The organism is Arthrobacter sp. IK3, assembly GCF_051337705.1.
Classification (GTDB): domain Bacteria; phylum Actinomycetota; class Actinomycetes; order Actinomycetales; family Micrococcaceae; genus Arthrobacter_B; species Arthrobacter_B koreensis.
In genome coordinates this window covers 24,006-38,829 of sequence record NZ_JBPPSW010000013.1, presented here as the reverse complement: position 1 = coordinate 38,829, position 14,824 = coordinate 24,006, and the positions used below count along the sequence as shown (strand labels likewise).

Annotated in this window: 10 protein-coding genes and 2 tRNA genes; 5 read left to right on the top strand and 7 right to left on the bottom strand. The window is 64.9% G+C overall.

The window, feature by feature from the left end; translation table 11 throughout:
* Positions 1 to 185 precede the first annotated feature (185 nt).
* The 3 genes from ACSLGO_RS16105 to ACSLGO_RS16095 form a co-directional block, all read right to left on the bottom strand.
* A complete protein-coding gene (locus tag ACSLGO_RS16105) occupies positions 186 to 3,326 on the bottom strand; it encodes an efflux RND transporter permease subunit (protein WP_436401481.1) in 3,141 nt (1,046 codons plus the stop codon).
* 165 nt (positions 3,327 to 3,491) lie between these two features.
* Positions 3,492 to 4,988, bottom strand: a complete 1,497-nt coding sequence (locus ACSLGO_RS16100) for a malate:quinone oxidoreductase (RefSeq protein WP_263127111.1) — start codon at positions 4,986 to 4,988, stop codon at positions 3,492 to 3,494.
* Positions 4,989 to 5,085: 97 nt separating this feature from the next.
* The gene (locus tag ACSLGO_RS16095) at positions 5,086 to 6,756 is read right to left on the bottom strand and encodes an ABC transporter substrate-binding protein (RefSeq protein WP_387004795.1); all 1,671 of its coding nucleotides are present in this window, start codon (positions 6,754 to 6,756) and stop codon (positions 5,086 to 5,088) included.
* A gap of 133 nt (positions 6,757 to 6,889) precedes the next feature.
* Between ACSLGO_RS16095 and ACSLGO_RS16090 the strand changes: the two genes are divergently transcribed.
* Positions 6,890 to 8,602 (top strand): ABC transporter ATP-binding protein, encoded by a 1,713-nt coding sequence (locus ACSLGO_RS16090; protein ID WP_436401480.1) that lies wholly within the window; start codon positions 6,890 to 6,892, stop codon positions 8,600 to 8,602.
* Between the two features lie 75 nt (positions 8,603 to 8,677).
* Here the strand turns inward: ACSLGO_RS16090 and ACSLGO_RS16085 are convergent, their stop codons facing one another.
* The 3 genes from ACSLGO_RS16085 to ACSLGO_RS16075 form a co-directional block, all read right to left on the bottom strand.
* Complete coding sequence (locus tag ACSLGO_RS16085; protein WP_152273486.1) at positions 8,678 to 9,619, bottom strand: ABC transporter permease; 942 nt, start codon at positions 9,617 to 9,619, stop codon at positions 8,678 to 8,680.
* On the bottom strand, positions 9,616 to 10,620 hold the full coding sequence (locus ACSLGO_RS16080; RefSeq protein ID WP_091603625.1) for an ABC transporter permease: 1,005 nt from the start codon (positions 10,618 to 10,620) through the stop codon (positions 9,616 to 9,618). The genes ACSLGO_RS16085 and ACSLGO_RS16080 overlap by 4 nt, the downstream gene beginning before the upstream one ends.
* 95 nt (positions 10,621 to 10,715) lie before the next feature.
* Positions 10,716 to 12,410, bottom strand: coding sequence for an ABC transporter substrate-binding protein (locus ACSLGO_RS16075; protein ID WP_091603628.1), 1,695 nt, complete (start codon positions 12,408 to 12,410; stop codon positions 10,716 to 10,718).
* Between the two features lie 216 nt (positions 12,411 to 12,626).
* Here ACSLGO_RS16075 and ACSLGO_RS16070 point away from each other — a divergent pair, with 216 nt between their 5' ends.
* From ACSLGO_RS16070 to ACSLGO_RS16055, 4 genes are all read left to right on the top strand, one after another.
* Positions 12,627 to 13,019: a hypothetical protein gene (locus ACSLGO_RS16070; RefSeq protein WP_436401479.1), complete on the top strand. Its 393-nt coding sequence runs from the start codon at positions 12,627 to 12,629 to the stop codon at positions 13,017 to 13,019.
* Positions 13,020 to 13,139: 120 nt separating this feature from the next.
* Positions 13,140 to 13,212: transfer RNA gene (locus ACSLGO_RS16065), tRNA-Lys, on the top strand.
* A 199-nt stretch (positions 13,213 to 13,411) separates the two neighbouring features.
* Positions 13,412 to 13,484, top strand: a tRNA-Lys gene (locus ACSLGO_RS16060).
* A 184-nt stretch (positions 13,485 to 13,668) separates the two neighbouring features.
* Positions 13,669 to 13,929, top strand: coding sequence for a hypothetical protein (locus tag ACSLGO_RS16055; RefSeq protein ID WP_141653651.1), 261 nt, complete (start codon positions 13,669 to 13,671; stop codon positions 13,927 to 13,929).
* A 10-nt stretch (positions 13,930 to 13,939) separates the two neighbouring features.
* Here ACSLGO_RS16055 and ACSLGO_RS16050 read toward each other — a convergent pair whose 3' ends face one another.
* Complete coding sequence (locus ACSLGO_RS16050) at positions 13,940 to 14,788, bottom strand: DUF1206 domain-containing protein (RefSeq protein WP_263127104.1); 849 nt, start codon at positions 14,786 to 14,788, stop codon at positions 13,940 to 13,942.
* Positions 14,789 to 14,824: the final 36 nt, after the last annotated feature.

Sequence of the window (14,824 nt, the reverse complement as noted above, 5' to 3'; positions counted from 1 at the left end):
GGTGTCCTCCTGTTGCAGCGCTTTCCCGGCGGCAGCTGGCCCCGGGGAAGGTAGATGCATTTGCATCTACTGTGAGTCTACAACAGGTAGCCCCCGAATTTCATTCCCCCGGTTCCGGTCCGTTAAACCCGTCAGTGCCGGCACCCGCAGGGGTCCGGCACTGCCGTCGGTTCCAAGGCTAAGGGTCAGCCGGCAGCTTCTGCCTCGAGGCGCTCACGTTCGGCCCGCTCTTCCCGTGCCCTGGCCCGGCGTTCCCGGGGCCCTTCAACCAGCTGGTAGAGGACGGGCACCAGGACCAGGGTGAGCGCCGTGGAGGAGATCAGGCCTCCAATGACGACGATCGCCAGCGGCCGGGAAATGAATCCGCCTTCGCCCGTGACGCCCAGTGCCATCGGCGTCAGCGCCAGGATGGTGGCCAGCGCCGTCATGAGGATGGGACGCAGGCGCTGCCGGGCACCGCGGACGATCGCCTCCCGCACGTTCATGCCGGCTTCGCGCCCCTGTGGCCTGCGGTACTGGTTGATGAGGTCCATCAGCACAATAGCGTTGGTCACCACGATCCCCACCAGCATGAGCAGGCCCACCAGGGAGGGCAGGCCCAGCGGCACGTTCGCAATGAGGAGGGCAATGATCGCGCCGGTAGCTGCAAAGGGCACTGAGACCAGCAGGATGAGCGGCTGGATAAGGGACTTGAAGGTAGCAACCATGATCACGTAGACGATCGCGATAGCCGCGAGCAGCGCCAGGCCCAGCTGGGTGAAGGACTCATTCTGCTGGGTGGCAGCGCCGCTGAGCGTTGCGGTCACCGAGGTGGGCAGATCCACGTTGGCCAGCTCGGCCTGGACCTCGGCGATTGCCCCGCCAAGGTCGTCACCGGACGGAGTAACCGAAACAACTGCCGTGCGTTCCCCTCCCGAGGAGGAGACCGACGTCGGTACCTGTACTTCTTCGACGACGGCCAGGTCACTCAGCGGTACGGGCCCGCCGGCTGTCGGCACCACAATCCCGGAGAGCTGGTCCAGGGTGGTTACCTCGGTTCCGTCACCGATAAGCACCGGGAGGTCCTCCGTACCGAGCTGGACGGTACCGCCTGGAAGCGGGCTCAGCGTGGAGGCCAGGATGCCGGCCACCTGCTGCTCGTCCAGCCCGGCCGCTACGGCCTTGGCTCGGTCGATCGTGACCTGGACCACCGGTTCGGCGCTGGACAGGTTGGACGTGGCCTCGGCTACTCCCGGCAGGGCGGACATGGCCGCCACCAGGGCATCCGATGCGGGCTGGAGTTCAGCGGGGTCCCCGGCGGAAACCTCGATGTCCACGGTGTTGGACGTGCCGAAGCCGCCGCCCTGGGTACCAAGGGAAACCTCGCCGGCTTCCTCGCCCAGCTCTTCCAGCTCCCGTCGGACTGTCTCACGCAGCTCAACCTGGTCCACGTCCTGCTCGGTGATGACCGTGAAGTTGGCCACCGAGGCGCCGCCGGCAGTGAACGCGGCGATTCCCGACGTCGAGGTTCCCATGGTGACCTGGACGTCCTTGATGCCTTCGGTGCCGGAGAGCACTTCCTCCACCGATTCGGCTGCAGCGGACGTGGTCTGGAGCGAACTGCCGGCCGGAAGTTCCTGGCGCACGCTGAACGTGTTCTGGCCGGTGTCGCCCAGCAGGTTGGTCTGCAGGAGCGGGGTGAGTGCGGCCGTGCCGATGAGGATCACGACGCCGGCGAGGAGGGTGTAGACGGGGTGGCGCTGCGTGCCGCGGAGGACGGGAAGGTAGCCGCGCTGCAGGAAGGTCTTCTGCTCCCGTGCTTCGACTTCGGCCCGGTGTGCCTCCGGATCGCGGACCGGCTTGGAGGACTTCAGGAACCAGTAGGCCAGCACCGGAACAATCGTCAGTGACACCAGAAGCGAGGCCAGCAGGGCCAGGGAGGTGGTGACGGCAAACGGGCGGAACAGTTCTCCCGCCAGCCCGCCCACAAACACAATGGGAGCGAAAACGGCGACCGTGGTCAGCGTGGAGGCGGTAACGGCTCCGGCAACTTCGCGGATGGCCGTGAGGATGGCGGTGCGCTTCTCTTCGCCGTAGCCAAGATGCCGCTTGATGTTCTCGATGACCACAATCGAGTCATCCACCACCCGGCCGATCGCGATGGTCAGCGCTCCCAGGGTCAGGATGTTCAGCGAGTAGCCGAACGCCAGCAGGCCAATGAAGGTCACCAGCAGGGACAGCGGAATCGAAATGGCCGTCACCAGCGTGGAACGGACCGAGAGCAGGAACACAAGGATCACCAGGACGGCGAAGCCCAGGCCCAGCAGGCCTTCAGTGGTGAGGTCGGAGATCGACTTTTCAATGAACGGGGCCTGGTCGAAGATCACGGTGAACTTCGCGCCGTTACCCAGCTCATCCTGCAGCGAGGGGATGAGGTCCAGGACCTCGTGGGAGATGCCCACGGTATCTCCGGCCGGGGTCTTGGTGATGGAGATCGCCAGAGTGGCTTCGCCGTTGGTGCGCGTGATGGAGGTCTGCTCGTCGTCGGTGATTTCAACCGTGGCGACGTCGCCGATTGTTGGCGGGGCGGCGCCCGGCGACGTGCCCTCCGCCTCGATGGGCAGCGCCGAAATCTTCTCGAGCGAATCCAGCGGGCTGCCCACCTGGATGGAGAGCGAACGGCTTTCCTCCTGGACCGTGCCGGCGGGGATCAGCGCGCCGCTGTTCTCCAGCGCCGAGGCAATGGACGACGGCGATGCCCCCAGCGCCGCGAGGGCCGCCTGGTCCGGGGTGATCGCGACGTGCCGCTGGGATCCGCCGGTCACTTCGGCGGTACGGACGCCCTCGATCTTCTGCAGCCGGGGAACCGTCAGCCGCTGCAGCTCGGAGTTCAGCTCGCTAAGGGATGTGTCGCTGGAGACGGCCAGGTAGACGATGGGGAAGTCACTGATGCTTCCCGCCAGGGACTGCGGGTTGACGTCATCCGGGAGCGACTGGCGCGCGTTGGAGATGGCACGGTCAACCTGGCCGCGGGCACGGTCAAGGTCCGTACCGTAGGCAAACGTGAGGTTGATGGCGGAGATTGAAGACCGCGACGTCGCGGAGGATGACTCCAGTCCTTCGACTGCGGTGAGGGCGGCCTCGAGCGGCTCGCTGATCTGTGCATCCACGACTTCGGGCGAAGCGCCCGGCAGAGCGGTAATGACGGTGATCTGGGGGAACTCCAGCGCGGGAATGAGCTCCTGCTTGAGGGAATTCAGCGAGATCACGCCGAAGACCGCTACAAAGACTGTGATGAGGGCGATCAGCGCCCGGTTGGCGAGCGAGAGTTTGGCCAGACGATCCATGAACCTGCCTTTATTCGTAGACGGATTCATCATACGTGCGCGTATACGTCCTCCCGTCCGCCTGCACCGGTGCTGGAGGGGGCAGGCGAATCCCCGGGCCGGCCTTAAACACAGGTGTCCCGGACTGCAGCTGCAGTCCGGGACACCGAGGGAGTGCTGCGGCTCCTACGCCAGCTTCAGCACACGGTTGGTTTCGGCGATGATCTCATCTGCCAGGGACTCATTCTCGTTGAGCTTGACGCCGTAGCCGGGGATCATTTCCTTGATCTTGGCTTCCCAGCCCGGGAACTCCGCCGGGAAGCAGCGCTTCATCAGGTTGATCATGATGGGCGGGGCAGTGGAAGCTCCCGGGGAGGCACCGAGCAGTGCGCCCACGGTGCCGTCCGCGGAAGTGATGAGCTCGGTGCCGAACTGCAGCACGCCTCCGCTCTTCGGATCCTTCTTGATGACCTGGACCCGCTGGCCGGCCGTGATGAGGTCCCAGCCCTCGGTAACGGCCTCCGGGTAGAACTCGCGCAGCGCCTTGGTCTTGCCTTCGCGGGACTTCAGGACCTCGGTGACGAGGTACTTCACCAGGGACATGTTGTCCTTGGCCACGGCCAGCATCGGCACCAAGTTGTGCGGGCGCACGGAGAACGGCAGGTCGGTCAGGGAACCGTTCTTGAGGAACTTGGGGGAGAAACCGCCGTACGGGCCGAAGAGCAGGGACTTCTTTCCGTCCACGAACCGGGTGTCGAGGTGCGGGACGGACATGGGCGGTGCACCGACCGATGCCTGGCCGTAAACCTTGGCGTTGTGGGCGGAAATGATCGACTCGTCAGTGGAGCGCAGGAACTGGCCGGAGACGGGGAAGCCGCCAAAGCCCTTGCCTTCGGGAATGCCGGAGCGCTGCAGCAGGTGCAGGGCACCGCCGCCTCCGCCGATGAAGACGAAGCGCGCCGAGACCGTCTTGGAAGCCTTGGTGGCGCGGTTGCGGACCGTCACGTCCCAGCCGCCGCCCGAGTTGCGGGTGAGGTTGGTGACCTCGTGGCCGAAGTTGAGGTCGGCGCCGTTGGCACCGAGGAAGTTCACGAGTTCGCGGGTGAGGGCACCGAAGTCGACGTCGGTGCCGCCGGCGACGCGGGACGCTGCAACGCGCTGGCCGGAGTCACGGCCCTGCATTAGCAGAGGAGCCCACTCGGCAATCTTGCTGTGGTCCTCGGAAAACTCCATGGTCTTGAACAGCGGCTGGGCGCTGAGGGACTCATAGCGCTTGCGCAGGTATTCCGCGTGCGCGTTCCCCCAGACAAAGCTCATGTGGGGCAGCGGGTTGATGAAACCGCCGGAGATATCGCCCTTTTCCACCAGGTGGGACCAGAACTGGCGGGAGACCTGGAACTGCTCGTTGATGCCGATCGCCTTTGCCGGGTCAACGGTGCCGTCCGGACCTGCCGGGCTGTAGTTCAGCTCGCAGAGTGCCGCGTGGCCGGTGCCGGCGTTGTTCCAGGGATCAGAGCTCTCGGTTCCGGCGCGGTCCATCCGCTCATAGAGGGAAATGTCCCAGTCCGGTGCCAGCTGCTTCAGGAACGCCCCGAGGGTCGCGCTCATGATGCCGCCGCCGATCAGCAGTACATCAGTTCTGTTTGCGGACTTCTCCGCCGGGCTCTCAGCACTCAACTTCATATCTCCAGTCACGTGGACGCTAGCCCTAGAAGACTATCTCTCCCGGTGGTGCTTACTAAAATTCCGGCCGGGATGTTCCCCGGCCCGAACATACACGCTAGTCCGTGAGGCGGATGTTATTGAAGACCTCATTGAGCAGCGGCGACGTTGGGTACTGGGAGACCCGAGGCGAGACAGTGAGGGTAGAGATGGGAAACGCCAGCGGAACTGCAGGCACCCGCGTTGAAATCCGGTCCGAAATTGAGCGGTAGGCCTCGGCCCGTTCTTCGGAGTCGCCCAGCGTACGGGCGCGGTCGACCTTGGTGAAGAGCTGTGCGTCCTCGTACCCGAATTCCTCCGTGTAGGAACCGAACAGCGTGCCGATGAAATTATCCGCATCCATGTAGCTGCCCGAGAGGCCGGACAGGTGCAGTGCCCGGTTGCCGTCCTTGGAGACTGCTTCCAGGTATCCCTCGGACCATTCCATCGGCACCGGGCGGATATTGAAGCCTGCCGCCGTCAGCTGCCGGCTGAGTTCCGCGTAGACCTTCTCCGGGTTGGGCAGGTAGGCGCGGGTGACGCGGCGGGGGTAGTAGAACGGCAGTTCCTCGCCGGCGTATCCCGCCTCCTCGAGAAGCTCCTTGGCACGCTCGGGGTTGTGGCCGTAGTTGGTTACGTTCTCGGAGCGCAGGCCGAGCTTCTCCGGAAGGAACTGGTTGGCCGACTTGGTCCCGTTCAGGAACAGCCCCTCCAGCAGCGCAGGCTTGTCGATGGCATGGGCAATGGCCTGGCGCATCTTAGGCTCGTCCAACCCGGGGAAGTTCTGGTTGATGCCCAGGTACAGGATGGAGTAGGGATCCCGCTGCAGGATCTGCATGCCAGCACGGGCCAGTTCGCCGACGTCGGAGACGGTCACCAGGTCATAGCCGTCCACCTCGCCGTTCTTCAGCGCACGGAGCCGAGACTCAGGGCTGGTGATCGTACGGAACACCAGGTTGCTGATCTGCCCCTGGTCTCCCCAGTAGCCCGGGTAGGAAACGAGGGAAAGTTCGTCCTCTTCCCAGCTGGAGAACATAAACGGGCCGGTCCCAACCGGGTGCTGGGCGTAGGCCGAAAGCCGCGTTCCGTTACGGTCCTCAGTGAGCTTGTCTGCATTTCCCTCGGCAAGGGCCGCCGGGGAGGAGATGGCGAATGCCGGGGCTGCCAGGGCCGGGATGAGGCCCGGCAGGCGGGTGGTCAGTTCCAGCCGGAACGTGAATTCACCGGTGGGAACACATGACTTGAAGGCCGAAAGGTCCGGCGTGTCGGCAAACCCCTTGAAGACGGAGCTGAACATCAGCACCTCCGGCCCCCGGGCGGCGGAGGGCAGGTTGTACCAGCGGTCGAAGTTCGCGCACACCGCCTCCGCATTGAACTCAGTGCCGTCGTGGAAGGTGACCCCGCGGCGCAGGGTGAAATCGTAGGTCCGACCGTCATCGGACTCGTCCCATTCTTCGGCCAGTGCGGGAACCGGTGCCGAGGTGAGGGGATCGACGCCGACGAGCGTCTCCAGGATCTGCCGGGTCACCCGATGGGACTCAGTGTCCACTGCCAGGAACGGATCGAGCCCGGACGGCCGCGCAGCAGTGGCGAAGGCGAAGGCGGCAGCTGGAACGCCGGCAGCGGAGGCCGAGGGTGATCCGCTCGGGGATTCTTCCTCCGGCCGCGCAGCGGTGCACCCGGTCAGGGCAAGGGCGGCGGCAATGGCTGAAGCTTTGATCACGGAGCGCCGCGTGGCGGATTTAGTCACAGCTGCTGGGTTCTCCTCGAGGCAGGCACCATCCCGGCCTGGGCGGTGGATTTCTTAGTCTAAATGATAAAAAACCGGTAAAGCCGGGTGAGAGTTGCCTCACAACAGGGCTTTGGTAAGGCAGGATATGGAAATGACTGAAACCAGCCCTGAATCTCCGCTGCTCGAAGTGACCGATCTCGCCGTTGGCTTCCAAACCATGGATGGCCCCGTGCAGGCGGTACGCAAGGCCGGATTCAGCCTCGGCGCCGGGAAAACCCTGGCCATCGTGGGCGAATCCGGTTCCGGTAAGTCGACGACGGCGATGGCGGTGATCGGACTGCTGCCGGGGAACGGAAAAGTCTCCTCCGGCAGTATCCGTTTTGACGGGCAGGAGCTGGTGGGGCTGCCCGAGTCCAAGATGCGTGCCATCCGGGGCCGCTCGATTGGCCTGGTCCCCCAGGACCCCATGTCCAACCTCAACCCCGTGACGAAGATCGGCACGCAGGTTGCCGAGACCCTCCTGGTGCACGGCATGGCGACGTCCAGGGATGTGGACCGCAAGGTCATTGAGGTGCTGACCGCGGCCGGACTGCCCGACGCCGCTGAACGTGCCAAGCAGTACCCCCACGAATTCTCCGGAGGCATGCGCCAGCGGGCGCTGATTGCCATTGGCCTGGCCTGCCGCCCGCGCCTGCTGATCGCGGATGAACCTACCAGTGCCCTGGACGTCACGGTGCAGCGCACCATCCTGGACCAGATTGGCCGGATGACGGATGAACTTGGTACTTCCGTGCTGCTCATTACCCACGACCTTGGCCTGGCCGCGGAGCGCGCCTCGGACCTGGTGGTCATGCACCGCGGCGAAGTCGTCGAGACGGGCCCGGCGCGCCAGCTCCTCGAGGATCCCCAGCACCCGTACACCAAGTCGCTGGTCAGCGCGGCTCCCAGCGTCGCCGCCGTCCGCCTCCGTCCGGGAGCGTTCGTGGCGCCTGCCGAGGAGCGCCTCGCCGTCGTCGAGGAGACGCCGGCCCGGTCCGCCGGGACAGCGGCCCCTGAAGCCGCTCCGGACAACATCGTTGAAATCCGTGACCTCAGCAAGGTCTACAAGACCCGCGGCAAATCCGGGGACTTCCATGCGGTGAAGAACGTGAGCCTGGAGATTCCGCGGGGAAGCACCGTGGCAATTGTCGGAGAATCCGGTTCGGGCAAGACCACCACCGCGCGGATGCTGCTCAAGCTCATTGAGCCGACGAGCGGTTCAATGACGTTCGACGGCGTGGACATCGCCACCCTTGAGAAAGGCAGGCTGAGTGATTTCCGCCAGCGGGTCCAGCCGATTTTCCAGGACCCGTATTCCTCCCTGGACCCCATGTTCACGATTGAACGGATCCTTGAGGAGCCGCTGAAGACGTACAAGCGCGGCAACCGGCAGGAGCGCTCCGCACGGGTCCGTGAGCTGATGGAACAGGTTGCCCTCCCGGCATCCATGCTGCGCCGCTATCCGGCTGAGCTTTCCGGCGGACAGCGGCAGCGCGTGGCGATCGCCCGTGCGCTGGCGCTGAATCCGGAACTGATTGTCTGTGACGAGCCCGTCTCGGCCCTGGACGTGCTGGTGCAGGCCCAGATCCTCAAACTGCTCGGAGACCTCCAGCGGGACCTGGGACTGAGCTACCTCTTCATCAGCCATGACCTGGCCGTAGTGCGGCTGATCTCGGATTACGTGTGCGTGATGAAGGACGGTGAACTGGTGGAGGCGGCGACGTCGGAGGAAGTCTTCCAGAACCCGCGCCACCCGTACACGCGCAAGCTGCTCGCCTCCATACCGGGCAATGAGCTGAACATCCAGGACGAAATGGCGTCCTAGCCCACAGCGAAAGGGCCCGCATCCCAGACTGGGGATGCGGGCCCTTTTGCCGTTTCCGGGCTGTGCCCTACCGGCCTATTTGCGCCTGGTTTTCGGATCGAGGGCTTCCCGCAGGGACTCACCCAGCAGGGTGAATCCCAGGGCCGTGACGGCGATGCAAATACCCGGCAGGAAGGCGAGCTGCGGTGCCACCGCGAGTTCGTTCTGCGCATAGGTGAGCATGCGGCCCCATTCCGCGCTTTCCGGCCTGCCGCCGCCGAGGCCCAGGAAGGACAGTGCAGCGGCGTCGATCACAGCCGTGGCGAGGGTCAGGGTCGCCTGGACAATCACCGGGCCCACGCTGTTGGGCAGCAGATGGCTCATGGTGATGGTCCGGGTGCTCAGGCCGAGGGCCTGCGCGGAGAGGACATAGTCCGCCCCGCGCTGGCTGATCATGGAAGACCGCAGCAGCCGGGCGAAGATAGGCACCTGCGAAACCCCGATGGCGATCATCACCGCCGTGGGTGTCTGTCCCAGCACGGCCGCGATGCTCACGGCCAGCAGCAGGTTCGGGACGGAGAGCAGGATGTCCACGAACCGCATGATCACGTTATCCACCCAGCCGCCGAAGCCGCCGGCAATGACACCGAGCAGCATCCCGCCGGCCAGGCCGAGTGCGGTGGAGATGACGCCGATCAGCAGCGAAGCCCGCGCGCCCCAGATGAGCTTGGAGAGCACATCGCCGCCGAAGCGGTCCAGGCCCAGCGGATACCCGTCGATGTCACCCGGGCCGGGAATCGACGTCGGAGTGATCTCGGTGCGGCCGGGCAGGTCCTCGCCGCCGTACGGTGCAAGGATCGGGGCGAAGATGGCCACGAGCAGGAACAGGCCCACAATGACGGCACCGGCAATTGCCGCCGGGTTGCGCCGGAGCCTGCGGAAAGCATCGCGCCACATGCCGCTGCCCCGTGTATCGGGAGCGGCTGGCTCGTCTGGCCGGACGGCTCCGCCTGCCGGCGGTGGAAGAACTGTACTCATTGCACCCTCACCCTCGGGTCGATGAAGCCGTAGGAAACGTCAACCAGGAGATTGATCAGCGAATATGCCACGGCAATAAAGATGATGAAGCCCTGCAGTACCGGATAGTCCAGGTTGAAGATGGCATCACGCAGGAACCTGCCGACGCCGCTGAATGCGAACACCGTCTCCGTGAGCACTGCGCCGGAGATCAGCAGGCCCGTCTGCAGGCCGACCGTCGTGGTAACCGGAAGCATCGCGTTGCGCAGCACGAACCGGTTCCGGATGGTGCGCTCCATCAGGCCCTTGGCCCGGGCCGTACGGACGTAGTCGGCGCCCTGGACTTCCAGGACGGAGGCGCGCGTGATGCGCACGATGATGGCCAGCGGAATGGTACCCAGGGCAATGCCGGGAAGCACCAGGTGCATCAGGGCATCCCAGGAGGCGTCCCATTCCCTCGTTAGTATTCCGTCCAGGACGTAGAAGTCCGTGACATGGGTGGCGTTGATCCGCGGATCCTGCCGCCCGTCCGTAGGGAAGAGCGGGATCTGGATGGCGAACAGCCATTTGAGGATGAAGGCAAGGAAGAAGACGGGCACGGTAATGCCGATCAGGGACAGCACTACGGAGGAATGGTCCCAGAAACGGCCGTAGTGCCGGGCGGCCAGGTAGCCGAGCGGGATGCCGATGCCGATCGCGAAGATGAGCGCGACGGCAGCAAGTTCCAGCGTGGCCGGAAAGCGGGTGGCGAACTCCTCCAGCACCGGGCGTCCGGTGACGGTCGAGACGCCGAAGTCGCCCTGCAGCAGTTTTCCAACGTAGGTGAAGTACTGCTCGATGAGCGGACGGTCAAAACCGTAGGCCTCGTTGATCCGGGCAATTGCTTCGGGTGTGGCCTTGTCTCCCAGGAGGGCGGTCGCAGGACCGCCCGGGAGGCTGCGGACCCAGATGAACAGGAGGATGGACAAGCCGATCAGGGTCGGGATCAGCATTAACAGGCGCTTGCCTATAACTCGCAGCACGAGCGTCCTTTCTCAGCCGGGGGTACGGCTGCGGAAAAGGTAAGGACAGAACGGACCGGGACCCAGCACCAGCTGGATCCCGGTCCGTTTCGCCGCTACTTGTTGAGCTTGATCTGGTTGAACACTTCGTCGTTCACGGGGGAGGCGGGGTACGAATCCACGCGCTCCGAGAACGCGAGCGACGGCGCCGGGTGTGCCAGCGGGACGGCCGGGGCGAACTTGGCAATGTCGTCGTTGATCTTCTCGTACATCGGGGTCTGCTCCTCCAGGCTGCTTACCTGGCGGGCGGCCTCGAGCTGGTCGAAGATCTCCTGGTTGGTGAAGCCGAACTCGGGCTTCTCCTGGCCGAAGAACACGCCTACAAAGTTGTCCGTGTCGTTGTAGTCACCGGTCCAACCGAGCAGGTGGATGCCGTGGTCCTCAGTGGCCTGGACGCGGTCGAGGTAGTCCGGGGACCACTTGCTCGGCTGCGGGTTGACCTTGATGCCCACTTCTTCCAGCTGTGCGGAGATGTTGGAGAACACCTGCTCGGGAGTCGGCATGTACGGGCGCGAGACGCCGGTGGGGTAGTTGAAGTCCACCGTGAAGCCGTCCGGGTAGCCGGCTTCCGCCAGCAGTTCCTTGGCCTTCTCGGGATCGTACTCGTATGTGGTGACGTCTTCGTTGTAGCCGTTGACGACGTCGGGGATGAACTGCGTGGCAACCTTGGTGCCCTCAGGCAGGGTCTGGTTGACCAGCGCTTCCTTGTCGATTGCGTGGGAGATTGCCTGGCGCACCAGGGGATCGGCGAGCTGCTCCACCTTCTGGTTCATGCCCAGGTAGAGGATGGTGAAGGGATCCCGCGGGATGACCTTGAACCCGGCGTCGGCCAGGGCCTGCGTGTCGGCCGGAGCCACCAGGTCATAGCCGTCAATGTCGCCGGACTGCAGGGACTGGCGGCGGGAGTTCGGATCATCGATGACGCGGAAGATGATGTCCGTAACCTGGCCCTGGTCGCCCCAGTAGTCCTCGTAGGCGGACAGTGTGATCTGGTTGCCGACTTCCCAGCCTTCGAACTTGAAGGGACCGGTGCCGGTGGGGTGTTCCTTGGCGTAGGCGGTCAGCGTGGGAGCTTCGGCCGTGCCGGAAGCTTCGTTTGCTGCGTACTCTTCCATCGCCGCCGGGCTCTGCATGGAGAACGCGGGGAGGGAGAGAGCGGCGATGAACCCCGCGAAGGGTTTGGCCAGCGTAATGACTGCCTGGTTCTCGGCCGGGGCCTCGCAGGACTCGTAGGTGGCGGTCTCCGGGGTGTCAGCGAAACCCTTGAAGAGCTTGCTGTAGTAATAGGCCTGGCTTTCGGCCTGCTGGATACCGGTGAAGTTGTACCAGCGGTCGAAGTTGGCGCAGACGGCCTCTGCGTTGAACGGCGTTCCGTCGTGGAAGGAGACGCCTTCCTCCAGATCGAAGGTGTAGGTCAGTGCATCCTCGGAAGTCTCCCAGGACTTGGCCAGCAGCGGTGCGGGATCGGCGGTGCCGGGCTCCACGCCCACGAGGCCTTCGAAGATCTGGCGGCTGACGCGGAAGGACTCGCCGTCAGAGGCGAAGGCGGGATCCAGGGTCTTGGGATCGGAGGAAGCGGCGAAGACGAAAGTGCCGTCAACCTCGGAGGCTGTGGCGCCGTCGTCCGCTGCGTCCCGGTTGCTTTCGGCGCAGCCGGAGAGCACCAGGGCGCTCATGGCCAGCCCGGCAGTCAGGGCGGCAGCCCGTCGCCGGGCCTGCCGGCTGAGAGTGAATCTGCCAGCAAGGGTCATTTCTCTATCTCCTCTGGGCGTGAGGTGCGTTCCTGCCGGTTGGCCGGACGCATCGATGTGTTGTGGAACACATGTGTAGTCCCAGAGCCTAGCGGCACCTGCGGGATGGTTTGGGACGCTAAGCGTGTTGAGCGGGGTCACAATTCGGTTACACACCGCGCAGGGTTTTGCCCGGATCATGTGGACAGCGCGGAGGACCGGCCGTAGCGTCGAATTGTGGGTACCTCTTCGGCGGGAAGCGGACGGCCCGGGCTGGCGGCGCTCGCAGCCGGCGCCGCGATTGGGCTGGCAGCTGCGGCAGCGGCAGCGCTCCTGGAGCGGCTGCGCAGGATCCCCGTCCGACCAGGCAGCCGGGCGGACATCCCGGATCCTGGCCCGGCGGGCTCTGTGCCCATCAGTGCGCGCAAGGATCCGTACCTGCCGGACTGGCGGCAGGGGATGCCGGGCACTCCGGGGACCGTAACCGTGGAGGTCAGTTCGCTGGATGCAGGAACCGGAGGTCCGCGCCGTACCTGGGTGGTCCACAACGGTCCGCAGTGGCAATCCCGGCCCGGGGAGCTCATGGTCCCGCCGAACCAGGCAGGCACGAACCCCGGCACCCCGTTGTGAATCAGCTCTCACTTGGCGGGTTTGGTTTTTGCCACGCGAAAAGTGCTGGTAGAGTTTCATGTCGTTGCCGAGCGCGAAGAGCTGGTTTTACCAGCGCCGTTCACGTTCAGCATCTGCCACGCACCTCTAGCTCAATTGGCAGAGCAATTGACTCTTAATCAATGGGTTCCGGGTTCAAGTCCCGGGGGGTGCACAGTTGAGGAAATCCGCCGCTCCGGCTCATGGAGCGGCGGATTTTTTTATGATCCGGGGCGGATCTGCTGCTGCCGCCCCGCTGCTTTTCGGGTCCGCAGGGTGGCCGCGGACCTGTTTAGGCAGGACGCAAAAAGGGTGGTAAAGTATTTTCCCGGTGCTGATCGCCGGGGAGTTTCATTCCGTAGGATCACCACCGCGCACCTCTAGCTCAATTGGCAGAGCAATTGACTCTTAATCAATGGGTTCCGGGTTCAAGTCCCGGGGGGTGCACAGTTGAGGAAAGCCCCGTGCGGACCGGCCACTGGCCGGGAGCACGGGGCTTTTCGTTTGCCCCCTGCTGCGTCACTGCCGGCCGCGGAGTCTTCCGGCGGCCGGGCCGCTTCCCGTAGCATCACTGGGGGTAAGGAGCCGCTGTCCAAGCGACTCAGCCTGCCGCTAGTCACGGGAGCCTGCCATGAGTGGTGAAGTCCGTATCGAGAACCCCGCGAAGGACACCTACGTATTGCGCAATACGAGTGGTGGAGAGCTCGACGAGGTGATGGTGGACCTCGCCCGGACCGGGGCAACGTCCCAGGACCTGCCTGCTGGAATGAACCTCGCCGCGGAAGAAGGTGTCGAATTCCACCTGCATCACCACGGCGGGTACCGTCCGCCGGGAAGCATGCATGTGCGATGGCGGGGCGGACCCGAATGGGTTGAAGTTCCGGTCACCTAGCTGTCCCGGCTCACATCCTGCCCCAGCGCGCCCGCGCCAGCGCGAAGATGCCGTAGCAGATGAGGCCGGCCGCAATCGCGAGGATCAGCGGCGCACCAAAGGAATAGTCCAGCAGGGCCTGCAGACTGCCGTCCAGCCCGGTTGACTCCTCCGCCCGGTGGTTGATGGCGGCGGCGATAAACAACATTCCCACCAAGACCAGAGCGATTCCCTTGCCCACATGGCCGGCCACGCCCAGCGCGTTGAGCAGGTGCCCGCGACGGGTGTGGGCAAAGTACCTCAGCTCGGGACGGAAGCGGCGTGCGCAGCCCTTGAAGACGAAGTACCCGCCAATCCCCAGGACGAGGGCACCCACGGCACCCAGTGCGGGGGAGCCCGCGGGTGAATCGATGACCGCGGCGCTGAAGTCCGCAGTACTGTCCCCGGAGTCCCGGCCCCGGCCGGCGGCGAACGCGGCGAACGTCGCAGCGACGCTCCCGTAGATCAGGACCAGGGACCCGGAGGAGACACCCTTGGCCAGTCTCTTCTTCAGGGGAGCGCGGCGCACGCGCACGGTGGCTTCGGCGAGCTGCCACAGTGCCAGTGCGGCGCAGGAGATACAGCCTGCCCACATCAGCAGGGGGCCGAAGGGTTCGGATCGGGCAAGGGGCCCGATGGCGCCGCTGGTCTCCGCCTGCCCGTATCCACCGAAGGCAATGCCGGCGGCGATCGCACCGATCAGGATGTGGAGCAGGGCAAGGACCGCGAATCCGGACCGCGCAAGGACGTCAAGCCCCGTGCTGTTGGCCGTTTCTTCCAGCACCTCGGCCGTCTCGCTGCCGTCCCCGCTGGAGGTTTCCCGGTCTGGTTCTGCCGTCACTGCCACCTCCTTACGCGGACTTTACCCAGGTGTTTG